The organism is Mycoplasma sp. 1012 (assembly GCF_054343455.1).
In genome coordinates this window covers 1-24133 of sequence record NZ_JBTGVG010000013.1, presented here as the reverse complement: position 1 = coordinate 24133, position 24133 = coordinate 1, and the positions used below count along the sequence as shown (strand labels likewise).

General features: G+C 25.0%; 21 protein-coding genes and 2 tRNA genes. 6 read left to right on the top strand and 17 right to left on the bottom strand.

The window, feature by feature from the left end; all coding sequences use genetic code 4:
- Window positions 1-13: 13 nt before the first annotated feature.
- Together ffh and ACXX89_RS02410 are read right to left on the bottom strand one after the other, a co-directional pair.
- A complete protein-coding gene (gene ffh, locus ACXX89_RS02415) occupies window positions 14-1348 on the bottom strand; it encodes a signal recognition particle protein (RefSeq protein WP_458557536.1) in 1335 nt (444 codons plus the stop codon).
- A 107-nt stretch (window positions 1349-1455) separates the two neighbouring features.
- A complete protein-coding gene (locus ACXX89_RS02410) occupies window positions 1456-2169 on the bottom strand; it encodes a R.Pab1 family restriction endonuclease (protein ID WP_458557535.1) in 714 nt (237 codons plus the stop codon).
- Between the two features lie 37 nt (window positions 2170-2206).
- On the opposite strand from ACXX89_RS02410, the gene ACXX89_RS02405 reads away from it, so the two are divergent.
- A complete protein-coding gene (locus ACXX89_RS02405; RefSeq protein ID WP_458557534.1) occupies window positions 2207-3400 on the top strand; it encodes a methyltransferase in 1194 nt (397 codons plus the stop codon).
- A 109-nt stretch (window positions 3401-3509) separates the two neighbouring features.
- Here the strand turns inward: ACXX89_RS02405 and ACXX89_RS02400 are convergent, their stop codons facing one another.
- Window positions 3510-8498, bottom strand: coding sequence for an MGA_1079 family surface serine endopeptidase (locus tag ACXX89_RS02400; RefSeq protein ID WP_458557533.1), 4989 nt, complete (start codon window positions 8496-8498; stop codon window positions 3510-3512).
- A gap of 90 nt (window positions 8499-8588) precedes the next feature.
- Between ACXX89_RS02400 and pheS the strand changes: the two genes are divergently transcribed.
- Window positions 8589-9536: a phenylalanine--tRNA ligase subunit alpha gene (pheS, locus tag ACXX89_RS02395; protein WP_436358425.1), complete on the top strand. Its 948-nt coding sequence runs from the start codon at window positions 8589-8591 to the stop codon at window positions 9534-9536.
- The gene (locus tag ACXX89_RS02390; RefSeq protein ID WP_458557532.1) at window positions 9536-11695 is read left to right on the top strand and encodes a phenylalanine--tRNA ligase subunit beta; all 2160 of its coding nucleotides are present in this window, start codon (window positions 9536-9538) and stop codon (window positions 11693-11695) included. The genes pheS and ACXX89_RS02390 overlap by 1 nt, the downstream gene beginning before the upstream one ends.
- Window positions 11696-11742: 47 nt before the next feature.
- On the opposite strand, the gene ACXX89_RS02385 is transcribed toward ACXX89_RS02390, so the two are convergent.
- The 8 genes from ACXX89_RS02385 to ACXX89_RS02350 are packed head-to-tail and all read right to left on the bottom strand — an operon-like array spanning window position 11743 to window position 18191.
- Window positions 11743-13683 (bottom strand): transketolase-like TK C-terminal-containing protein, encoded by a 1941-nt coding sequence (locus ACXX89_RS02385; RefSeq protein ID WP_458557531.1) that lies wholly within the window; start codon window positions 13681-13683, stop codon window positions 11743-11745.
- Complete coding sequence (locus ACXX89_RS02380) at window positions 13676-15205, bottom strand: PTS ascorbate transporter subunit IIC (protein WP_458557530.1); 1530 nt, start codon at window positions 15203-15205, stop codon at window positions 13676-13678. The genes ACXX89_RS02385 and ACXX89_RS02380 overlap by 8 nt, the downstream gene beginning before the upstream one ends.
- Window positions 15206-15223: 18 nt before the next feature.
- A complete protein-coding gene (locus ACXX89_RS02375; protein ID WP_458557529.1) occupies window positions 15224-15496 on the bottom strand; it encodes a PTS galactitol transporter subunit IIB in 273 nt (90 codons plus the stop codon).
- On the bottom strand, window positions 15496-15942 hold the full coding sequence (locus tag ACXX89_RS02370) for a PTS sugar transporter subunit IIA (protein ID WP_458557528.1): 447 nt from the start codon (window positions 15940-15942) through the stop codon (window positions 15496-15498). Before ACXX89_RS02370 ends, ACXX89_RS02375 begins: the two co-directional genes overlap by 1 nt.
- Window positions 15943-15955: 13 nt before the next feature.
- Window positions 15956-16258, bottom strand: a complete 303-nt coding sequence (locus ACXX89_RS02365) for a hypothetical protein (RefSeq protein ID WP_436358431.1) — start codon at window positions 16256-16258, stop codon at window positions 15956-15958.
- A complete protein-coding gene (locus ACXX89_RS02360) occupies window positions 16251-16922 on the bottom strand; it encodes a hypothetical protein (RefSeq protein WP_458557527.1) in 672 nt (223 codons plus the stop codon). Before ACXX89_RS02360 ends, ACXX89_RS02365 begins: the two co-directional genes overlap by 8 nt.
- Window positions 16922-17554 carry a hypothetical protein gene (locus tag ACXX89_RS02355; RefSeq protein WP_458557526.1) on the bottom strand — a complete coding sequence of 211 codons (633 nt, stop codon included), beginning with the start codon at window positions 17552-17554 and terminating at the stop codon, window positions 16922-16924. The genes ACXX89_RS02360 and ACXX89_RS02355 overlap by 1 nt, the downstream gene beginning before the upstream one ends.
- Window positions 17544-18191 carry a hypothetical protein gene (locus tag ACXX89_RS02350; protein WP_458557525.1) on the bottom strand — a complete coding sequence of 216 codons (648 nt, stop codon included), beginning with the start codon at window positions 18189-18191 and terminating at the stop codon, window positions 17544-17546. Before ACXX89_RS02350 ends, ACXX89_RS02355 begins: the two co-directional genes overlap by 11 nt.
- Window positions 18192-18300: 109 nt before the next feature.
- Between ACXX89_RS02350 and ACXX89_RS02345 the strand changes: the two genes are divergently transcribed.
- Window positions 18301-19143 carry a MurR/RpiR family transcriptional regulator gene (locus ACXX89_RS02345; RefSeq protein WP_436358435.1) on the top strand — a complete coding sequence of 281 codons (843 nt, stop codon included), beginning with the start codon at window positions 18301-18303 and terminating at the stop codon, window positions 19141-19143.
- A 30-nt stretch (window positions 19144-19173) separates the two neighbouring features.
- Here the strand turns inward: ACXX89_RS02345 and ACXX89_RS02340 are convergent, their stop codons facing one another.
- The 4 genes from ACXX89_RS02340 to efp all read right to left on the bottom strand — a co-directional run bounded on the left by ACXX89_RS02340 (window position 19174) and on the right by efp (window position 22826).
- Window positions 19174-19764: a hypothetical protein gene (locus tag ACXX89_RS02340; RefSeq protein WP_458557524.1), complete on the bottom strand. Its 591-nt coding sequence runs from the start codon at window positions 19762-19764 to the stop codon at window positions 19174-19176.
- A gap of 309 nt (window positions 19765-20073) precedes the next feature.
- The gene (locus tag ACXX89_RS02335) at window positions 20074-21930 is read right to left on the bottom strand and encodes a transketolase (RefSeq protein WP_458557523.1); all 1857 of its coding nucleotides are present in this window, start codon (window positions 21928-21930) and stop codon (window positions 20074-20076) included.
- A gap of 15 nt (window positions 21931-21945) precedes the next feature.
- Window positions 21946-22260, bottom strand: coding sequence for an MMB_0454 family protein (locus tag ACXX89_RS02330; RefSeq protein ID WP_436358441.1), 315 nt, complete (start codon window positions 22258-22260; stop codon window positions 21946-21948).
- 2 nt (window positions 22261-22262) lie between these two features.
- The gene (efp, locus tag ACXX89_RS02325; RefSeq protein ID WP_436358442.1) at window positions 22263-22826 is read right to left on the bottom strand and encodes an elongation factor P; all 564 of its coding nucleotides are present in this window, start codon (window positions 22824-22826) and stop codon (window positions 22263-22265) included.
- A gap of 66 nt (window positions 22827-22892) precedes the next feature.
- On the opposite strand from efp, the gene ACXX89_RS02320 reads away from it, so the two are divergent.
- Both ACXX89_RS02320 and ACXX89_RS02315 read left to right on the top strand, forming a co-directional pair.
- Window positions 22893-23225 (top strand): hypothetical protein, encoded by a 333-nt coding sequence (locus ACXX89_RS02320; protein ID WP_458557522.1) that lies wholly within the window; start codon window positions 22893-22895, stop codon window positions 23223-23225.
- Window positions 23226-23328: 103 nt separating this feature from the next.
- Entirely contained in the window at window positions 23329-23619 is a 291-nt protein-coding gene (locus ACXX89_RS02315) for a YneF family protein (RefSeq protein ID WP_436358444.1), read from the top strand.
- A 130-nt stretch (window positions 23620-23749) separates the two neighbouring features.
- Here the strand turns inward: ACXX89_RS02315 and ACXX89_RS02310 are convergent.
- Together ACXX89_RS02310 and ACXX89_RS02305 are read right to left on the bottom strand one after the other, a co-directional pair.
- Window positions 23750-23825, bottom strand: a tRNA-Lys gene (locus tag ACXX89_RS02310).
- A gap of 2 nt (window positions 23826-23827) precedes the next feature.
- Window positions 23828-23914, bottom strand: a tRNA-Leu gene (locus tag ACXX89_RS02305).
- Window positions 23915-24133 lie beyond the last annotated feature (219 nt).

Here is a 24133-nt window from a genome sequence, read left to right as displayed (position 1 = left end):
ATTAGGAAATTAATTAAAATTTATTAATTATATTTCCTAGTCCTCCCATTCCATTTTTTGACATTTCTTTCATTCTTTTTGAAAGCATTTCAAATTCAGTTAAAAGTTTGTTATAATCTTGAACACTCTTGCCACAACCTTTTAAAATTCTATTTTTTCTTGATGGCATTTTTAATAGTTTAGGATTCTTCCTTTCTTCCATAGTCATTGAAGAAATGATAATTTCATATAATTTAATTTTTTCATCAACTCCTTCAACTTGAGAAAGATCAATATTTTTAGGTAAACCTGGTATTAATTTTATTAATTTAGAAAATTTTCCCATTTTTTTCATTTGATGTAATGAATTTAGTAAATCATCTAAATTGAAATTACCAGCAAGCATTCTTTTACCTAATTTTTCTGCTTTTTCTTTATCAATAACTTCTTCTGCTTTTTCAATTAAAGATAAAACATCTCCCATTCCTAAAATTCTATCTGCCATTCTATCAGGATGGAATAAATCAAAATTATTAGTTTTTTCACCTGTTCCTATAAAAACAATAGGTAAGTTTAATAATTTTGTTAATGAAAATGCAGCACCACCTCTAGCATCTGAGTCTAATTTAGTTATAATGGAACCTGTTAATTTTAAATAATCATTAAATGTTTGGGCAACATTAATAATATCTTGTCCAGATAAGGCGTCTGCAACAAAAAATATTTCATTTGGTTTTGCTATTTCTTTAACATCAACAAGTTCGTTCATTAAATTTTCATCAATAGATAAACGTCCAGCTGTATCTATAACTATAAAATCATAATATTCATCCTTAGCTTTCTGAATTCCGTTTTTTACTATATTTTGAACATTAGTATCATTTTCAAAATAAACATCAACATTCAATTGTTTACCAAGAACTTTTAATTGTTCTATAGCAGCAGGACGATAAATATCTGCAGCAATCATTAGTGGTTTTTTAATCATTTTTTTTCTTAAAAAATAACTAACTAATTTTGCTGTAGAAGTAGTTTTACCAGATCCTTGTAATCCAGTCATCATTATGATTGTTCTTGTTTGATCTAATTTTATTTCCTTTGTTTTTCCACCAAGGATTTTAGTTAATTCATCATTAACAATTTTAATCATTTGTTGTCCTGGATTTAATTTACCAATTATTTCAGAACCAATTGCTTTTTCTTTAACTTCTTTAATAAAATCTTTTACAACAAGCAAGTTAACGTCAGCTTCTAAAAGTGCTAATTTAATTTCTCTTGTAATTTCTAATAAATCTTCTTCTTTTAAAATTGTTTTTGAGCTAGCTTTTTGCATAGCTTTTTGTAATCTTTTCCCTAAAAAATCTAACATATTGCTTAATTATATAATAATTAATACCGTTTTTAGTAATATTAATAAAATATTTTGAAATTTTATTTTTTATTTGTTTTTTTAATCAAAAATTCATATTTTCAAAATTAAATGTTTTCTTTTAAGAATGATAAAATATTCAAAATATCTGTTTTATGTTTTGTTGAACATAAAGCAAATATTTTTACTACAGTCATGAAAACTGTAACTATTTCTTTATTTAAAATTAGTTTTAATTCTGTTAAATGTTTAGAAGTTTGACCAAGTAATAACATAGAATTGCTAAATAATGAAATAGGAATATTTAAATAAACCATTGGTTGGAAACCGGATGCGTATTGTTGTTTTTGAATTGATATTTCAATATTAATTCCATTATCAAAAGAATGTAAAAAAGTAGGTAAAACTATATTTTTTTGACTAAAATTTATTTCTTCAATTAATATTTCTTCGGATTTTTGATATTGAATTTTCTTTTCTTCAAAATAAAAGTTATATTTTTTTATTTTTTCAATTAATTTGTTAATATCGATTGTACTAATCATTTTATTTTCTATTAATTCTTTTAATATTCATGATAATTCAAAAAGATTTTTCTTTTTATTTTTGTAATTTACAAATTCAAATTCTTTGTTTTGTTCAGCATCTTTATCATAACTAATTTGTCACTCAAGAAAACAATTATCTTGAAAAAAATCTTTTGTTGTAGCAAATGTCTTAGGAAAATCTATTTCACTTTCTTTGATTTTTCAACGAAATTTTCCTTTATTTTTGGAAGAAAAAAATAATTCTAAAATTCCACTATTATTTTTAATTTTCATAATTAAATTATATTACATAATGTGATAAAATAAAGTAATGAAGCAAATTAATCTTGAAAAAAATATACACTTAGTTGAAAAACAAAAAATTCAACTCGGAAGTTATTATAGTCCTAAAAAAATAGTTCAAATAGCTAAAAAATGGGTTATGGAGGAAATTAAAAATAATGCATTTGACCACATTTTGGATTTAGGTGTTGGTTATGGTTCTTTTATTAATGAATTTCTAGATTCAGAAAGCAATTTTATTGCAACTGATATTGATGAATTCAGTGTTAATTTTATAAAAGAAAATTTCCCTAATATTTCCATTTATAAAGAAAATTCGCTTATAAAAGTAAATAGAAGAAAATATAAAATAGAAGAAAATGAAAAAATTCTTATAATTGGGAATCCACCATATAATGACACTTTAAGTCAATATCAAAAAAATAAAAAAGGTTCTTTTGAAATGGATGAAAATCTTGTTTCAAATGATTTAGGTTTATCATTTTTAAAAATGTATAATGAACTTAAAGCAGATTTAATTTGTGTAATTCACCCACTTTCTTTTCTTATAAAAAAACAAAATTTTAATAAATTAAAATCTTTTTTTCAAAACTATAAACTTGAAAAATCTATGATTTTTTCAAGCAAAGAATTTGAACAACTAAAAAATAGAAAAACTAATGAATTTCCTTTAATTTTATCTTTATATAAAAGACAAAACAATATCGAAACAAATTATGAAGATATCTTAAAATTCAAATTTAATATTTTTAATCATCAAGATTTTTTTATCTTAAATAATTTCAATACAATTGATTCAAAAATACATAAATATCCTTTTAAAACTGAAGAAAAAGACATTTTATATTTTTATACATTAAGAGACATAAACTCATTAATTAGAAATAAAACCTTTTTAAGTAAAAAAATAAACAATGCAATAGCAGTTTCTATAGAAAATTTATATAAATACTGCTGATTAGATTTTTGTAAAAATAATTATTCTAATTTGAAAAATAAATTTTTATACTCTAATCTTAGTCCTTTATATACAGAAATGATTGAAAATGATTCAATAAAAAAAATGTTAGTTTCTTGAAGTTTATTAAATAATCAAACATTTAAAGAATTTGTTCAAAATAATAATCTTGAAGATAAAATTAAAAAATTTTATAATATCGATAATTTAGAAATTAATTTTAAAAAATTAGATAACATATTTAAATCTACTTTAACTTTGTAAGATTTATTTTCTTTTAATAGACTGTAAATATTAAGAAAAGTCATTAGACTTAACAAAACAAGTCTTCCTTTTATAAAGTTTGATATATTATTAACTATTAATTAATTTGCTATTTAATTTCTTTTCAAAACCAAGGTAATGAGAAATCATTTGGATTTTTAGCATTTGCTCTAATGATTTGAGCGCCAAAAGAACCGGTATTTTTTAAATTTAATGGATTTTCATTATTTCAATTAATTCCAAAAAAGTTATATTCATCAGTGTCATATCTAAAAATTTCTGAAGTTCCTCCGCCATTTCCTGATGTTCACAAACCAACTAAACTATTTTTATCAACAAACATCCCGGAACCAGAGTTACCTGAACCAAAATATAAAGGTGAAAAATTTGGTGACTGTGCAAAAATTACACTATTTTTTCTTAAATCAGGACGGTGATTTATATAACCAGTTTTAGATCCTCAATAAGGGAAGCCTAAATGTGCCATATCTGTTATATTTGGTACAAAAATTTCTGCTGTTTTATAGTCAACATCCAATTTAACATTTTCTAATGTTTGTAAATTTTGAAAATGTTTAACAATACCCATTCTACCTTCTCGTTTTGCTTCTTTAACATAATCTCCTCAATCAACAATTGAAACAGCAGCATCATAATTTCCTTTTTGTTTGCTATCTTTAGAAATTTGATTTCTTTCTCCTGTTCCTACCCATAAAATTTTGGTAGGAATTTGACCAAAACCTACTTCATTTCGTGTTGAAGGATAACCAAAACCATCATTTATATCATTTCTATATTTATCACTTTCAATAAAAATATTTCTATGACTTATTGGTGTATATGGCAAGTTTTCTCCTGAAATTTTAGAAAGTTTATCAACTTCTTTTTCAACATGGTGATTAGTTAAAACATAAAATCTATGATCATTAATGTCATCATTAACTTTAGCTATTATTGTTGCAGAACCATTTCAAAGAGTATGGTTAATATTGGGAACATATTTAATTGCTCTTGATTTTACTGTATTTACAAGTTCTCAATTATGTCACTCACTTCTAATTCACTCTCTATCTGGTTTATATCCTTCATGAATTTTATAAATCACATTTTGATTTGGATTATAAATACTATAATCTGAATCAACATTTTCGTCATTATAATGTAAGATTGGTTGTTGTTGTAAATCGTAATTTACATGTTCATAATTATATTGATTAGTTTTGTAATCACTAAAATGTTCATTTTGCTCACTATTTGTATATTTCATTACAATTTTTGCTGGTGCAAAATTTAAAATAAAAGCTCTTGATGGAGAAAAATTAACATCATTTGGTTGGGTATAAGTTGTATCGATAATAATTTTATATTCAGGTTTTTTTAGTTTTAAAGTAAAGGAAATTCCCGTATTTTTGTCATATTTGGCACTTAAAATGTATTCAACTGGAGGAACTTGAATTCAAATGTTCCCTTTTGGAAATTTATAACCACCAACAACACCTTCTTTGATAACTAGTTTACCTGTTACTAACTCTTCAAAATCAAAATCAAACTTAGGAACTTTAGTTTCATTTCTTACTCTATCATCTTTATCGTTATCAACTGATAAAACATTTCCAAATAAAGTTAATTTAAAACTTCGGTTTTTAGTTCCTGATGCAAGAAAAGTTTTTTCAATATACTGTTTTTTTAGCACTCAAGATGCAACATTAGTTTTAGGATCTAAAGTTCAAATTAAGTCTTTTCAAAAAGGTTCAAGTTCCCTTTCTCTTTCGATTTCATTTTCTGAATAAAAGACTGTATTTAGTTTGTTATTATCAAATGTAAGTTTATTAATTCCTTCATTAGTGGAAATCTTTTTAAATCCATTAATTTTATATCAAACATCACTTTTAATAACTGAATCATCTTTTCTATAAAAAGCAAATCTAACAAATGCAAAATCATCATTTGCATTTTGAATTTCTGAAATTTTAAAGCGATTTTTAGGTAAAGAAAAATTATTATATTCTAGTTCATCACCAGGATAATTTAAAGTAATGATTCTATTTAATTCATCTAAATTATTTCTATAATAAGTTGCATCATGTTCTTTTAATTGTTCTTTATTAACATTGATATCCGATAAAGTTATTTTGTTTAAAATAACTGCAGGATAAAGTTCTTGTTGATAATCATTTACAACATTATCTAACACATATTCCTGTTCATTAGTAAATCTTTTGGTATTATCTAAAATATTAATAAATCCAATTTTAAATGATAATGATCACTTATTTATTTGTTTTATATCATAAAAATAATAAAAGTATTTAGATAATAAATCATTTAAGTTTGCATTGCTTTTAGTGACTCCACTTTTAGTAATTAATTTAGCATCTAAAGGTACAAATCAGTCATTATCATAACTTTGTCCAACTAAAGCAGAATCATCAGTTGCATTTGCTAATTTGAAAAAGTAATTCATTTTTTCTAGATGATTTTGGAAAAGAAAATCTTTTATGTTAAATGCTCTATACAAGGTAATTTGGTCTTGTTTAATTGCTTTTCCTTGAACTTTTCTATGTTGAAAATTAGTTTCATTAATTTTATTGATTTCTGTTTTGAAATTTTCTTCTATTTCACTGTAATTCCATTTAAAATCGGCTGCTGTAAATTGTTTACCATTAATTGGTTTTATTGCTTCATAAGTAAAATGTCTAAAGAAATCAACTGTTTTTATGTATCTTGATTTATTTTCAGGCAAAGGTGCTTTTTGTCCATCTATTTTGTATCAAAAGAAAACATTTGCATCTCCACCTTTATTTTTATATTTAGCATCTTTTATATTATTATAACTTTCAACATTTTCTACATAAATTTCATATCTACCATATTTAGGTAAAATATAGGAATTTTCAATTGCTATTTTTGCATCTTTTGAATAATAGTCTGTGTGAGTTTTTCTTACACCATCTTTAAATTTAAATTCTTCTAATAAATCACCAACTGGACCACTTAAAAGTTGTAAAATTTTATTTCTATTTATTTCGTCATCTTTTTCGGTGTTTTCGTTTTCAAATTCTACTGCTTTTAAAGAAGTAAGATTAAAAGTTTTTATAATTTGTTTATTAAATAAAACATTTACTGTTGCTTGCAATTTATTTGTGTTGTTTTCTAAACTAAAATTAGGTAGTATATCATAACTAAAGAAATTAGAAATACCCTGTTTTTTCTTTATTAAATACTTTTTATATGTTTCATTTTCAAGAAATTCTCTAAATTTAATTTTAGATAATTCAAAATAGTTAATGTCATAAATTTCATCTAAATTAGCAATAGATATATTATTTATAATAGGTGTAATATCTTTGGTAGAAAAATCAATTTCTTTTCTTATTGTTGTGTGCAAATTAGAGTTAGTTTTTGCAACAGCATCTATTGTTACAACAAGAATATTTCTATTATTTTCTTTTAATTGTAAATCAAAAATTGTGTAATCGATAAAATCTGTATCCAATGCTCCAAAATATAAATTAGAATTTTTTAAATTAATAGAACCAGAGTATAAATATTGTTTCAAATCAAACTTTTCTGTATTAGAATTTAATTGAAAATTACTTAAATTCGCAGTGGCTTCTCTATCAAAAATAGTTTGCAATCCATCATTAGTTGCATCAGTTCCGTTTTTTATTTCATTCAATTTTGAAATAAATTGATCTACTTTATCTATTGATTTAGTGAGATCAAAAATATCTACATCTAACAATTCATTATTTTTAATAAATGAATCAAGTTTTATTTTTTCTTTTAAAAAATTAAATTGTTTTTGTCCTGATAAATTGTTATTTAAAATTCCATTTTCAAATTCTAAAATTAGTATTTTTAAATTTTCTATTTTAGAAAAGAGTTCTTCTAAAGTATTTTTAAAATCAAGAATTTCAGTTTTGGATTTTAGAGATTTTACATTATTTATTAATTCAGACTTGCTTTTTTCATTAATAATGGATTGATTTATTTCTGTTATTAAGTTAGATTTAGATAATTGAAAATTTTCCAATTCATTATTGAATTCAATTTCTAAATATTGTTCTTTTATAATTGTATTTACTTCTTTTAATTTGCTAGTAAAAGTCTTTTTTTGCTCTTTGCTTAAAAAAGAACTATTATTTATTTTTATTAAAAATTCTTCTTTTTTATAAATTAAATAATCACTAAAAAGATTATTTAAACTTATAAAAGAATTTAAGTCATTTAAAATAATATTTATATATTTATTAACTTGGCTTAAATTCGAGAGAGAGAGAGAGAAGACGCTTTTTTCCTGTATTTTTTCTTTATATTTGTTTGTAATTTGATTTATTTCATTTTTTAAATTACTATCAGATTTTTCAAAGTAAAAATCTAAAAAAGAAATTGTATCCTTAATTTCGTTTATCTCTAAATCTAAGTTTTTTATTTTTTGAAAGTAATTAGAATAAGAAAAATTTACATCCATAATGTCATTTAAAAAATTTTTATCTACTAATTTTAAAAGAAAATTATTATAAAAATTTGTAGAGTTTATTTTAGTAGAAAAAATATCTAATTCATCATTTAGATTTTTATTTTGTTGATTTATGTAAACTATATCTTTATTCTTTTCTATTAATTGGTTAGTATTATCTTCAAAATTGAAATTATTTAAATTAATGTTTGAAACAATTTTCTTAATTTTGTTTTTAAATTCAATTAATTCATTTGATTTTTTTAATAAATCAGGATATTTTTTTTCTATCCTTGAGTTTAATAATGTCAAAGGTTTGCTTAAAAAAGCATTATATTCTGAAACGAATTTTTGCAAGTTTAAAGATAACTTTTCTTTTTGATATAAATTTAAATCATTATTATTGATAAATTTAAAATAAAATTTTTCTAATAGTGAATCTAATTCACTGTTTGGTTGATTATAAATAAATGATTTCAATTGATTATTTTGTTTGTTTATTTTTTCATTATTAATTTTTTTAGTAATTAAAATGGAAGTTGTTGTAATCCCTAAAGTTAGAGCAATTATAGGAACAGAAAATACCATTATTGTTTTTTTATTAATTTTCATCATACAAACCTTATTCTTAATCATTTATTTTAATAATTTTAAATATATTATAATGCAAAAAATGTTGTTAAAAACATATTTTTATATATAATTTTACATATTAGAAAGGGAAAAATGGAATTAGATAAAATAAAAAATCTCGAAGATTTAAAACAAGCTAAAAATAAAGTATTTGGACCTGAAGGTGAAATAGCAAAATTAACTAAAGAATTAAAACAAACTACTAACGATAAAAAGGCACAAATTGGAAAAAAAATAAAGGAATTAAAAGAAAAAGCTGAACTTTTTTTTCAAAAAGCTGCTGAAAATATAGAAAAACATAGAATTGAATCTAAAATTCAAAACGAATGAATTGATGTTAATGAACCTTTGGAATCAAAAAGTTCATTACACCCTATAACTTTAGTTTCTAAAAAAATAAGAGAGTGATTTTCACAAAATGGATATTTAGAATACACAGATTCAGAAATTGTTAGTGATGAATATAATTTTGAAAGACTAAATATTGCAAAAGATCATCCGGCAAGAGAAATGCAAGATTCTCTGTATATTAATCAAAATCTACTTTTAAGAACTCATAACACAGGAATAAGTGCAAAAACTTTAGAAATGTTTAAAAATCAGTCTTTTAGTCAATTTTCAATTGGAAAAGTTTATAGAAATGACGAAGATGATCAAACACATTCTCATCAATTTACACAAGTAGACTTTATTAGTGTAGGTAATGTTAATTTTCCAAATTTAATCTGAACATTAAAATCTTTTTTATCTTATGTTTTAGAAGAAGAAGTTCAAATTAGAATGAGACCATCTTATTTTCCATTCACTGAACCTTCAGTAGAAGTAGATGTTTTTTACAAAAATAAATGAATAGAAATTTTAGGTGCAGGAATGCTACATAAAAATGTGCTAAAGCAAGCAGGATATACAAATGATATGAATGGTTTTGCAGCAGGAATTGGTCTTGAAAGAATTGCAATGATAAAATACCAAATTCAGGATATTAGAGAATTTTACAAAAATGATTTAAGATTTTTAAATCAATTTAGAAAGGAAAACTAATGATTTTTTCATATAAAAAATTAAGACAATTAGCTAATCTTGATGCTAAAATTACACTTGAAAATGTTTTAGAAGCAATAAATTCCATAGGTTTTGAAGTTGAAAGTTATCAAAAATTTAATAACATTGAAGGTGTTAAATTTGGTAGAATCAAAAACATCTATAAAAATCCAAATGCTGATAAATTGAATGTTTGTGAAATCGAATTTGCTGATAAAGATAGAGTTATTCAAACTGTAGCAACAAATGTTAAGCAAAATGATTACGTAATGGCATTTGTTCCTGGTTCTACCAATGGAAAAATGATTTTTGCTGAAAAAAAATTACAAGGTATTAATTCAGAAGGGATGCTTGTTTCTTTAAATGAACTTGGTTTTGATACTAACTTAGTTTGAGACGAATTTAAAGAAGGTATTTTTACTTTTCAAAAAGTAAATTTACAGGAAAATCCTTTAGATTTGTTTGATCTTGATGATTATTTAATTGATATTAAAATTCTAAGCAATCGTTCTGATGCTAACTCTTATTTAATAATGGCAAAAGAATTAGCTGCCTTTTTCCTTTCAGAACCTCTAAATATAAATTATAAAAATCCAACATTTAATAGCAACTTTATTATAAAAAATAATGAAAACAATCTTTTAACAGGTATTGAAGCTAAAAAAGATGGTAACTTTAAACTAAATATACAAGATTCATTTTTACTTTTAAAATCAGGAATTAAATTAGTTTCCCCTATAGTTGATTTAACTAATTTAACCTTGATTATGAGCGGAATGCCCACTCATGCATATAATAAAAATACTATTAAAAGTCCTTTACAACCACAAATTTTTTCTGGAAAATTTGAAGCACTTGGTAATAAAATTGTAGATTTTACAAACGCACTTGCCATTTATGATGGAAATAATCAAGCAGTTTCTCTTGCTGGAGTTATGGGAGCAGAAAAAACTTCTATAACTAAAGATACTAAAGAAATTATTTTTGAAATTGGTAATTTCTCTATTAAAGATGTAAGACATACAGCAAAGCAACTCAAAATTGATTCTAATTCCTATAAACAATCATCCAAAAAAGTTTCATTAGGTACAATGCTTTTAGGTCATCATTTTTTATCTAATTATTTAACTGAATTTTCACAAATAATCAATCTACCAAAAATAGAGCAAAAATCTATTTATTTTGATATCAATTACATTAATAGAATTGCAGGAAGTGAAATTTCAAAAACCGAAAGATTTGCAACAGTTAAAAAATCACTAGAAATTCTTAGTTTTGAGTTTAAAGGTGAACAAATTATTGTTCCTAACTATAGACATGATATTGAAGATATAGATGATATTCTTGAAGAAGTTTTAAGATTTTATGGATTTAATAATTTGATTTTAAATCAACCAAAAATTAACTCATTTTTAATTAATAGACCAAATATTATTAAAGAAAAAATCTCTTCTAGTGGTTTTCAAGAAGTTTGAACTTATTCTTTAATTTCAAAAGAACGTAATGTTTTTAATCCTTTTGATTTCAAACAAAATATAACTTTAGAAACTTTCGTTTCCAAAGAAAGAGAAGAAATTAGAAACTCTTTAGCAATTTCTTTAGCAGAAGTGATTGAATATAATCAAAAAAGAAAAATCACAGATATTTCTATTTTTGAAGTAGGAATGGTTAATGAATTTAAGAATGTTTTAGTTTTAGCTTCAACTTCTTATCCTTTCAATCAATTAAAAGAAGTGATTTTAAACAATGTTTCAGAAAATTTAACTTTCAAAAGAGCAGAAGATATTAATAATTTTCACACAGGAACAACCGCTTTAATATACCACAACAACACTCTTGTAGGGTGAATTGGAAAAATTTCTCCATATCTAAATATCAGTGATGCTTTGTTTGCTGAAATCAATTTAGATGCTATTGAAAAAGAGAAAGTAATATTTAAAGAGTATGATAATTCACCATTAAAATCAAGAGACATTACCTTTTCATTAACTAAAAGAGAAAGTATAGAAAACGTCATAAATGAACTATATGCTTTATATCAAAATATTTTTTCAATAAAAATTAAAGATAAATTTGAAACTGAGATAGAAGTAAAAATTACCTTAAATATTCTTTGTGATGAAATTGGAATGAAACTAATTGATCAAAAGTACAATTAAAGAAAAAAGCACTCAATTAATGAATGCTTTTTTTGTTTTTTTCTTTATTATTTTTCTAAAAATAATTTGATTTTTTCTACTAAAAATTCTTTATTAAATCCATTTAACTCATAAACAAATTGTCCTGGTGCTGAGTGTCCAAAGTCTTTTGCTAAATGAGCATCAAATTTAGAATATTTAGAAAGTTTGTATCATAAATGATCGTTAGAAGCTTCGATTGCAAATAATGGTTGTTTAGCAAGTTCTAACTGACTTATAAGTTTTTCATCATCGAGCAATAATTGCAAGGATGGAACAGAAATTACACTTGCTTTAATATTAATTTTTTTCAATTCATTAGCTACTTGCTCAGCTAAACTCACCTCTGAACCAGAAGCAAGAAGTGTAATATTTGCACTTTCTTGTTTATCAATGAAATAAGCTGCTTTAAATTCATTTTTTTGTAAATTAAATGATTTCACTTCTTGGCGACATGTAATTATAGCACAAGGTGTTTTTTTGCTATTTAATGCATATTTAAAAGAATTTAGCATTTCATTTTCATCTGCTGGTCTAAATACTAAATAATTAGGTATAGAACGGAGCATCCCAATTTGTTCAACCGGTTGATGAGTTGGACCATCTCCTCCAACTTGATAAGAATCGTGACTAAATACAGAAATAGAAGGGATTTCCATTAGTGCTCCTAATCTAAGAGCTGGTTTTGCATAGTCTGCAAAAACTAAGAAAGTTGAACCAAAAGTGGTATATCCTGAGTGTAAATTTATTCCGTTGTTGATAGCACTCATTGCAAATTCTCTAATTCCATATTTTATATTTCTATTAGAATCAAAACCTACTTTAGTAGCACTTCTAAGGTCTGCAGAACCACCCATAAAATCTTCATAATTCCCATCTAAATATCGCATTATTTCTGCAACATAATTTCTTGTTGCGACATTAGTTTGTTTGAATTTAAAATCTTTAAAATCAAAGGATTTTTCCCTTTTAATCAATGCTTCAAGTTCTCTTCCTAATTTTGGATATCTTGTTTTTAATTTTTCAAAATTATTAACTCATCTTGTGTAAGCCGTTGATTTTGAAATAATCATTTGTCTTCCAAATTCGTAAGCTTGCTCGTTGTATTCAAAAGGTTTAGTTTCTTTTAAACCAAGTCTTTTTTTGTAAGCAACAGTTGCTTCTGGACTTAAAATTCCATTATGTCCTTTTGTAGAGTTTGCAACATCCGTTCCATAAGCAATTGTGGTAGGAACTTGAATATAAGTAGGTTTTACTGTATCTTTAATTCTTTCTAATGCTTTTTGAATTTCAACAGGATCATTGTCTCTTAAAATAATAACATTGAAATTTTGAGATTTGAAAAATAGTTCAAAATTTATGTTATTTACTTCGGAAGATGCTGAGTCAATTTGCATATTGTTATAATCGTGAATGATTACAAGTTTAGATAGTTTATTTGTACCAGCAAATTGGATTGCTTCTAAAGCTACTCCTTCTTGTAAATCCCCATCACCACAAACTACAAAAATGTTATGGTTAAAAATATTTAAACGGTCTTTATTAAATCTTTTTATTAAGTGTTTAGCACTTAGTGCCATCCCTGTTGCCATTGCAATACCTTGACCTAATGGACCGGTAGAAGCATCAACAAATTCTAATTTATCAATTTCTGGATGTGAAGGAGTTTTAGAATTATATTCTTTATGTGCTTTGATGTCATCAATACTTAGTAATCCAAGTAAATGATAAATGGAATATAATCCCATTGAACCGTGTCCTGCTGATAAAACTAAACGATCTCTATCGATTCATTTTGGATCAGTAGGACTAAATCTCATTACTTGACCTACAAGTGCATAAAAAATTTCAGAAGCACCAAGAGCCATTCCAATGTGCCCTTGTTTTGCATTATTTATTCCGTCAATAGCAACTGCACGCATTGTTGCAATAAATTCATTTGCAGTGTAGTCCAAATGTTTTTTACGCATTTTTTACTTCACCTTTATTTTTTTTGTCAAAAACAAATCTTTTAACTAGTCCATCAGCAACTAATGCTAAGTAAGCTACAATGATTGTACCAAAAGCAACATATTTTCCTGCTTTAGGAATTAATCCAAGAATTCCTGGAATGTAACCAATAAAGTAGTCAGTATCTCCTCAATTTAGTGAAATTAATGAATTACCTTTTACTGAGTTAGATGTTTCAAGTAATTTTCCTAAAGCATTTGTGTCAGTTGGAGTTCAATTTCCAAGCACAAAGAATACAGGAATAAATGTAATAATTAATCCAACTACAAATGGTCCAACTATCGCACCTATAATTCCACCTTTAACGTTTCCAAATACACCAGAAGTTGCTCCTAAGAAGAAGTGAGGAACTAATCCTGGTAATACAACTGCAGGAATTAAACTTGCAGCTCCTAAACCAATAGTAATAGCCATTCCTACAAGTCCAGCAGCAAAAGAAGAAATAAATCCAATAATAACTGCATTTGGAGCATAAGGGAATACTACAGGGCAGTCAACAGCTGCTTTAGAATTTTTGATTAATTTATCACTAAATCCTTTATACATCGGTACTAATTCACCAATAAATAATCTAACACCAGCTAAAACAATTTCTACTCCAGCTGTAAATGTAAATGCTTGAACTATCATTGTGATAACTCAGTTTCCATCACTTAAAACTGCTAAAGCTTCTTTATTTGTTATTTTTCCAAGTTCGAATAAAATTCCACCTGGTAAAAATGCTGCTAGATAGAAAATAAATACTGTAATTGAAATAGAAACTAGTGTGTTTCTAAAGAAATATAATGATTGTGGAAATTTAATTTCTTCTGTTGAAAGAACTTTTCCTTTTTTAAGTTTATAAACTGCTTCACCAATTAATCCAGATAAAGCATAACCAAATCCACCAGTGTGTCCTAAAGCGATTTCATCACTCCCAACAATTTGTCTCATGTATCTTTGTTGAACTGCTGGTGAAATAACCATATAAACTGCTAAAAGAGCAGCTCCTGCAAACATTGCTAAAACAAAGTCTGCAACACTATTTTGAAAATCAAAACCGATTACATACATTACTGCTGCTAACATTAATGAAGTATAGTATAAAACGTGTCCTGATAAATAAACATATTTAAATCTTGAAGTTAGAGCTAATAAAATGTTTAACAACATTGCAACTAACATTATAATTGAACCTAAGGTAGCGATTTCTGGTAATGCTTTTGCTAAAGCTCCAACAAAACCATCATTATTAGGTATAATACCATTTAAACTATAAACAGCTTGGAAAACTGGTTGGAACTTGTTTAGTGAACCAACAAGAACTCCAGCTCCACCACCCATAATTAAGAAACCTACAATAACTTTAAAAGTACTTACTACAACTTGTGAACCCTTTTTTCTTAAAACAAGGGCACCAATCATTGTAAAAATACCAACTAATAAAGCAGGCACTGCTACAAAGGCTTTTAAAAAATTAAGCATTCATAAAAGAAAAGCCATTTTAATTCCTTTCTAAAATTATATTTTTAATAATTCTTTTAATTTTTTTTCTAATTCATCTTTTGATAAAATGTTGGTTAAAACAACCATTTTTTCTTTTGGAAAATCCAATGTAGGAGCAACATCTGCACCAACAACTACATAATCAACACCATTTTTTGAAAATGATGAAATATTAGTATGTTCAACAGATTCGTATTCTACTCCTAATTTATCTAAAACTGATTTTACATTCATTTCTAATAAAAGACTTGAACCTAAACCAGAACCACAAACACATCTAATGTTCATTATTTCACCTCGTATTTTTCTATTAAATCCAAAAACTCTTGCATATTTTTAACTTTTAAAACTTTTTGTTTAAATTCTTCATTCATAAAGTAATTTCCAAATTCTTGAATAAAACCAATGTGAGAAGTATTATCTGGTGCTGAAAGAGTTATAATAATTCTTGCACTTTTGTCTTCCTGATTATTAAAAACTACTTCATCTTTTAAAATAAGTGTGGAAGTTGCAGCTTCTAAACAATGATCTCCTGCAGGACCGTGGAGCAATGCTATTCCTTTTTCTAAAACATAATAAGCTCCGTATTGTGCAGTTGAATCTAAAATTTTTTTCTCTAATTCTCATGTAGCTTTATTTTCTTTTACAAGTAGTTCTACACCTTTGTGTACAACTTCCTTTCAATCTTGACAATTATCTTGTCATTCCATCATTTTTTTGTCAAATAACTTCATTTTTCTCCTTATTTTAATTTTTTAAGAAAGCTAATAATAAAAACAAAACAATTGCAAAAATAATTACTGTAATAAATGCTCCAAATATTATTCAACCGCCTTTTGTAGAAGTTTTTGTTTCTACTTCTTTTGGAACAGGTAAACTTTTAATGTAAAAGAATTTATTTGGATTTTTAGCAATTAATAATGATTCTTTTTCTTTTTCTTGATAAAGTTCTTCAAGTTGTTCTAATGACAATTGTGATAAATATTTTTCATCTAGTGCATATTTATAAACTAAATGCTCAATTAACTCTTGCTTAGTTTTTTTATTCATTTTTTCCCCAATTTTTAAACTTAACAGTTAATTCTTGAATAACAGTAATATAAAAAGTTAAATATTTTTCTAAAAATGAAAATCTTTTGTATTTTAAATAACTTAAAATTAAGTTTAGATTTTGATTATGATATTTTTCAATAATATAATTTTTCGTTTGTATATATGCTATTTTAGAAATTTTATAACTAAAAACAAATTCAAATACAAATAATAAAACACATAAAGATAATACACAAAGTGATCAAATTCATAAATCCATAGTAAGTAAAATTCAACTCGCACTAAATAATAAAATCATTAAATATTTAAAGACAAGAGTTGTTTTTTCTGTATTTTTCTTTATATTTGAAGAATAAAAATTAAAGTGAAGTAGATTAACAAGTGAAAAAATATTTGAACCTAAGTTTTCTTTAGAGATAAAGAACAAGGATTTTTTTATGTTAATTTGAGTTTTAAATCAACTGATATTTAAACTTAAATTAAATGTTTTATTGAATTTAGTACTTAAATTTTTCTGAACAATTACTGTTGGTTTTTCTACTAAATTTAAACCGATTTTTTGATATTTTATTTTTAAGTTTATTTTATAAACAAAAACAATAAAAATTTGAATAATCAAAATACAAACTAAAAGAAAAATCCCTAAAATATTAAATTTCATTATTTTGAATTTTCCTTTTTAAATAAATTGTTTTTTAAAAATATTTCACTTACCTTTTTTGGGTTCATTAGAGTTTGACTTTGAGTTTCTATTTCTTTATTTAATGAATAAATATCTATAAATCTATATTTTGTTTTATTTTCAATTAAATCACTATTAATATTTTCATCAACAAGAATTAAAATTTCGTATTTATCTTTGAATCTTTTCTCAAGTCATCTTGATGACTCATTTAATCAATAGGTTTCTCAAAGTTCTTTTTTAAATGATTTATTATTTTTTTGTAAAAAAACACCTTTTTCATCAATTAAAATTTTTTCATAGTTGTCAAGTGAGACATAATCAGAAATTAAATAAATTTTTTCTTTTGTAAGAACAACTCCACTAAAAAGGGAATAACCTTTTTTAGAAAAATTATTTTTTACAAGAATATTACTTAAAGTTAATGAATCATTTAACGAATCAAAAATTAAAAGTTTTTCAAGCGTTTTTTTAGAAGTATTTCCAATTTTGGAAGAGTTAAAATTTCTTGTTTTACCTTTAATTTTCTCGTATAAACGTCAAATAATGACTATTAAAAGTATAAAACCCAGAAGTGAACCTAAAACAATCACTGCTATATTAAGAATCATATTTATCTATTCATCATTTCATAAATTTATTAGCACTATCAAAAGAATATATTATAGAACCACCAACAGCTACATCTATATTGTTTTGATAAAATTCATCACTATTTGTCACTCTTAAACCACCATCTGAATAAATTTCAATTGATTTATTTATTTGTTTAATTGTATTAACTTTTGAAAATAATAAATTATTTAATTTTTGTCCAGTACCACCTATTTTATCAATAGTCATCAAAAGAATTTTTTTTGAATTTAATATTATATTTCTAAAGTCTTCTGGATTATTATTTGCTTCTAACATTATTCCAAAGCAAATATTTGGATAATTTTTAGTAGCATCTACAAAATCTTCGAGTGATATTTCATTTGCTGGCATAAAAATTGTTTTGAATCCTACTTGGATTAATTTTTCAATTAATCTTAAAGGTTTTTTTGTCATTAAATGAGCATCAAAATTTATATGATTGAATCTTTCAATTAAAAATTTTGCTTGTTCAAAAGAAAAACCAAAACTTGGAACATAAAAACTATCCATAAAATCAATATGAATATGAGTCATACCAGAATTTGAAAGTTCATCTAATATTTTAAGTGATTCAAAACTATTTATAGCACAAACACTTTGTGAATATTTCATAAAATCTCCTTTATATTATCCATAAATAATTTTATTATAAATGAAAGAAAAAAATAAATTTTTGAAAGTTTCTTTCATTTATTATTTAATATATTAAAATATTATTAATATGACTAACAATATTTTGACCAAAATTAACTCTTTAACTAACGTAGAATTAAAGATTCTTGAGTTTATTAATTTATTCCATGAAAAGGAATTTGACCTAACTCAGCAAGAATTATCACAGATAATTTATTGCTCCGAGGCTTCTATTTCAAGATTTGCCAAGAAATATGGTTTTAACAACTATAGAGCACTAACCATTTTTATTAACAAAAGAATAAAAGAGTTAGATATTTTAGATATTTCTACAAAATTCTTAAAAACTGAAAAGAACTTTCTTAATATTTACAAAACTCAACAATATGCAATAAATTCTGCTGTGCAAAAAGAAAATATATATAAAATCAAACTTGCTACTAACTATTTAAATAAAGCAAAAAAGGTGCTATTATTTGGACTAGGTTCAAGTGGAAAAATTCTTTCTGAATTTTGTGCAAATCTAAAGAAGATAGGATTTGATGCAACTTTTGAACTAGATTTTCACACTATGTTTCCATTACTAGGAACTCTTGAAAAAGATGATGCAATCATTTGTTTGAGTAATAATTTTAGAAATAATGAAATTTATTTTGCTCTTAAAAAAGCAAAAGAATTTGGAGCAAAAACAATAGTTATTACTTCAAATATTGAAAAAATATTTTCTGAATTAATTGATATAAAAATAACTTATGCCAAAATCAATAATTTAGATAAATTAGTTCCTATTGCTTCAAAAATTTCTCACCTTGTTATTTTAGATTACTTTTTTGATTACATCACCAATTCAAATCAAAAATACAAACAAAAATTAATAAACACTAATAATGTTTTAAATTCTTGACAAGATTTTTTAAAGAAAGAAAGATAAAAAACTCATTCAAACGAATGAGTTTTATTATTAATATTTTGGTTGATCGTATTTCTTTTTGAGTTTTAATAAGATAGGAACTAATAACGTTAATATTGTTGTATAAATTGGAATTGTAATTAAACCTTTTAAAATTATCGGAGTAAGATAGAAGTAGAAATATCCACTAATTTCTCTTCCTTTATTTGTTTTAACAGCGATAAAACGATTGTAATAATTAATAAAAGCAATCGGTCCTCAAAGTCAACGGAAAACGATTATTATAATGCAAATAGTTGCAAAAATAAAGGTTAAAAGATAATAAATTTCTTTTTTAGTCTTAAAGTATTTAAAAATAAAGAAACTAAAAACAGCAATACTTACTATGGAAAAAATGGAAATAAAAGTTAATACTATTTCTTTTGTAAAAAAACTTCTTCAGTCTTTATTAATATTTTCAATTCTAACATTTTTGTTAGTATTTAAAACTTCTAAAAAGTAAATTAAAAGCATTGTAACTATTACCAAAGAAAATGAAGTGATTATGACTATAAAACTTCATTTATTTTTTAATTGATAAATATATAGCAAAGATCAAGAAACTATAGCGATAAGTGGCGGTACAATTGCATATTCAATCATTCAAGTTGCTATACTTCCAACTATTAGCAAAGTAAAAGTATCTGCAATTATTGCAAGAAAAGCACCTTTAAAAGGTCCAAAAACTAAACCTAAAATAATACTAAAAGGTATTTCAAAACTAATGTTTAATTTACTTGTAAAAATCGTTAATCTTAAAATAGAAGTAATTATTAAATAAATAGCAATTAAAATTCCACTTAAAACTATATCGGAAATTGTAATTTTAAAAATTTTTGATTTAGTAAAATACTTGGAATCAGTTGATGGTGTATTTGGTTGTAAATTTGTTGTTTTTGTAATACACCTTCTTTATTTATTTAATTTAAAGTGTTTTAAAACGTATTGTTTTACTGATTCATAATCAAGTTTTATTTTTTTATAAACTAGATCACCTGGAGCTGAATAACCAAAATCATCATGTCCAATATTGTGTCTTGCTAATTTAGCTCATCCAAAAGTAGAAGCCGCTTCAATAGAAATAGTGTTCATAGGGTTTCAAAGCACTTTATTATCTCAGTTAGATGCTGAAATAACGTTTAAATCAAATTCTTTACCAATTTTTAGTGCTGTTGCTAGTTCACTTCCTGTTGCAACTAAAGCGTATTTAGAATTTGTTTTATTCACAAAGTAACTTCCTTGTTTAAATAAGTCTTTATTTGTTGAAGCAAGTGAAGTAATGTTTTGTCTTGTTAGAACTATAACGTGTGGTTTATTTACTGAATTAATTGCTAATTCATATGAAGCAATTACTTCTTTTTCATCAGCAGGTCTTAAAACTTTAATTCCAGGCAATGATCTAAGCATAGCTAATTGTTCAATTGGTTGGTGAGTTGGTCCATCTTCCCCAACAAACACTGAATCGTGTGTAAATACATAAGTTACAGGCAATTTCATTAGTGCTGAAAGTCTCATTGCTGGTTTTACATAATCTGAAAATACAAAGAATGTTGAAATAAAAGGTTTTAGAACTGAGTGAAGTGCAAGTCCGTTTGCAATTGTTCCCATTGCAAATTCTCTAACTCCAAATAATAAGTTTCTTCCTTGTCTGTTTTCAACTGAAAATACCCCATCAGCTCCACCAACTTTTGTAGAAGCAACTAAGTCTGCTGATCCACCAATTCAGTGTTGTGTATTTTCGTTTAAATATTTAATAACAGCACCTGAAGAATTTCTAGTAGCATCATTTTCTTTTAATGTTAAATTAATAGAAATTTCTTTATTAGCATTTTCTAAATAATTTTTTAATTCTTCTGATTCTACAAAAGAATTTTGTGCATCTTCTCCACGTTTAAACAGAGTTTCTCTGTAATATTGTTCAACTTCTTGTGGTAATTCAAAATCATCCATTGTTCAATTTAATTTGCTTTTTAGGTTTTCAAAGTCTTTACCAAGTGGAGCACCGTGCACATCGCTTGTTCCTTGTTTTGTTGCACCTTCACCAATGATGGTTTTAACTTCTATAAATGAAGGTTTTTTAGATGATTTGGCTTTTTCAATTGCTTTAGAAATTTTTTCTACATCATTTTTTACTTGTTGGTAGAAAAATCCAAGTGATTCCATTTTTAGTCTTAAATCATCTGCATTTACTGCTTCAACTTTTGTATCAAGTTGCACATCGTTTGAATCGTGTAAAATAATTAATTTGTTTAATTCTCATTTTCCTGCAAGAGATAAAGCTTCATTAGCTATTCCTTCTTGAAGGTCTCCATCACCACATAAAACATATGTATAATGGTTAATTTCAGAAAATTTAGAATTTAAATGACTTTCTGCAAGTGCAAGTCCTACTCCCATTCCAATTCCTTGACCAAGTGGTCCTGTTGTTGCTTCAACTCCTATTGTATGTCCAAACTCTGGGTGACCTGGTGTTAAAGAATCCATTTGTCTAAAGTTCATTAAATCTTCTTTTTTTATTAATCCTAAAACTCTTAATTGAGCATATAATAATGCTGAGCCGTGTCCTGCTGATAAGATAAATCTATCTCTATTAATTCATTCTGGAGACATTGGGTTAAAAACTAAATGTCTAGAAAATAAAGTGTGCATAATTGTTGCAGCACCTAAAACAATACCTGGGTGACCTGAATTTGCTTTATTTATTGCTGCTGTTCCATTAATTTTTAAAGTATTAATGGAAAGTTGATCTAAATTTTTATTGTAGTTCATTTTTATCCTTTAATTTTATTTTTTATTTATTTTTCCTTTATAAAACAATGAAATGTTTTCAGCATCTATTCCTATAAGTAACTTAATTGATTCTCTTAAAGAGTTAATTAAGTTATTGATAATATCGCTAAATTCATGTTTGTTTTCATAAATGTAAAATTGAGCTTCTATACTAATATTGGTATTGGAATTGTTAAATTTTATCTTAACATCACCATCTAGTTTTACAAAATCAGTTTTAGAAAATACAGATTTTACTGTTTGTAAAAATGATTGTTCATAAACAGTATAAATTTGATTAAGACCGTAATTAACAATAACATAATTCATATTTATTTACCAGCTCTTCCAACGTATTTTCCTGTTTCACTTGAAACAATAATAATTTCACCTTCTTTAATAAACATAGGTGTTTCAACTTCAAAACCTGTTTCCACAATAACTTTTTTTTGTGGGTTTGTTGTGGTATTTCCTTTAACAGCTTCTGGAGCTTCAATTACTTTTAACTCAATATTGATAGGTAATTCGATATCTAAAATTTCTTGTTCGAATTTTCTAACAATAACTTTTAATCCATCTTTTAAAAAGTTTAATTCTCATTGAAGTTTAGAAACATCAATTCCAATTTGTTCATAGGTTTCTTCATCCATTAAAATAATTTCGTTTCCGTCATTATATAGATAATTCATACCTGTTTTTTCTATGTGAGCTTTTTCAACTTTATCTCCACCTGTATAGGATTTAATTGTTGTAGCTCCTGTTCTTAAGTTTTTTACTTTTGCTTTAACTGTTGCTTGACCTCTACCTTGTTTTGAGTGCTGGGACTCTAAAACAATAAAAAGTTCACCATCTTCTTGATAAGTTATCCCTGGTTTAAAATCATTAACATTAAACATTATTCCTCCTAATTAAATATTATTTTAATTATAATATATTTTTAAAAAGTTTTATAATTTAATATTATGAATCAAATAGGATCACTAGAAAATAAAAAATTAGATGGTTTACCTTTATGAGCAACCATTTTATTTGGATCTCTTTTCATTGTTCTTGGAATTATTTTATTTTTCTATTATCCAAGAACAAAAAGAAAAGCACAAGAGTACAAAGAAAAGCAATTAATTAAATATAAAGAAAAAAATAACCAAAAGAGTGTAAAAAACATTGACTATGAAAGTACTGGAATGTATTTACCAGTTTGAGAAAAAATAAAATTAGTTAGTCCTTTATTTTTTGGTCTTGTTTTTTGTATTATCGGAATTTCCTGAATTATTGGAGGAACTATTGTTTTATAAAACAAAAAAACAATATAATAATAATTAATAAAATTAATAGTTTTCACCTAAAATTATTAATTGATTGGTATAATATAAGGAGAAAAATCATAGGAGGAAATTTATGTTAAAAATTTTTAATGAAACAACTAATGTAAAAGTTGTGGAAACAGCTGGGGGAGTAGGTCTTGGTGGTTGAATAGGTATTGTTATTGCTGTTGCAGTAATTTTATTTATTGTTGGTGGTATCATCGGAGTTTTAGTATCTAAGAAAATGTTTGAAAAACAAATAAAAGAAAATCCTCCAATTACTGAAAAAATGATTAGAGCTATGTTCCTACAAATGGGAAGAAAAGCTTCTGAAACACAAATTAAAGCTGTTATGCGTTCAATGAAAAATGCTAAAAATAACTAACTTAGGAAACTAAGTTTTTTTTCATTTTTTTGAAAACATCTATTTTTCCTTTATTTTAGTTAATTATTTTCATAAATTAAAAAATAAAAAAATACCCATAAAGGTATTTTCTTTGGACAATATATTGAAATGGTACGCCCTAGAGGATTCGAACCTCTGACCCAATGGTTAAAAGCCATTTGCTCTACCTGCTGAGCTAAGGGCGCACTGGTGCTCGAAACTGGACTTGAACCAGCACGGTGTTGCCACCGAGGGATTTTAAGTCCCTTGCGTCTACCTATTCCGCCACTCGAGCTTGTCTCGTATTAACATACTTTTATAATTATACTATTTTTTTTAAAAAAACCAAATTTTTTTGAGATTTTTTTAAAATTTTTTATTTGATATTATTTATTATTTAGTAATTATCATAAAAGTATATAAATTATAATAAAAATTTTAAATATTTTAAGAAAAAAGTGCAAATTATTAATCAAAATGTCCCGGGGTATTTACTAATCAAAATGTCCTCTTT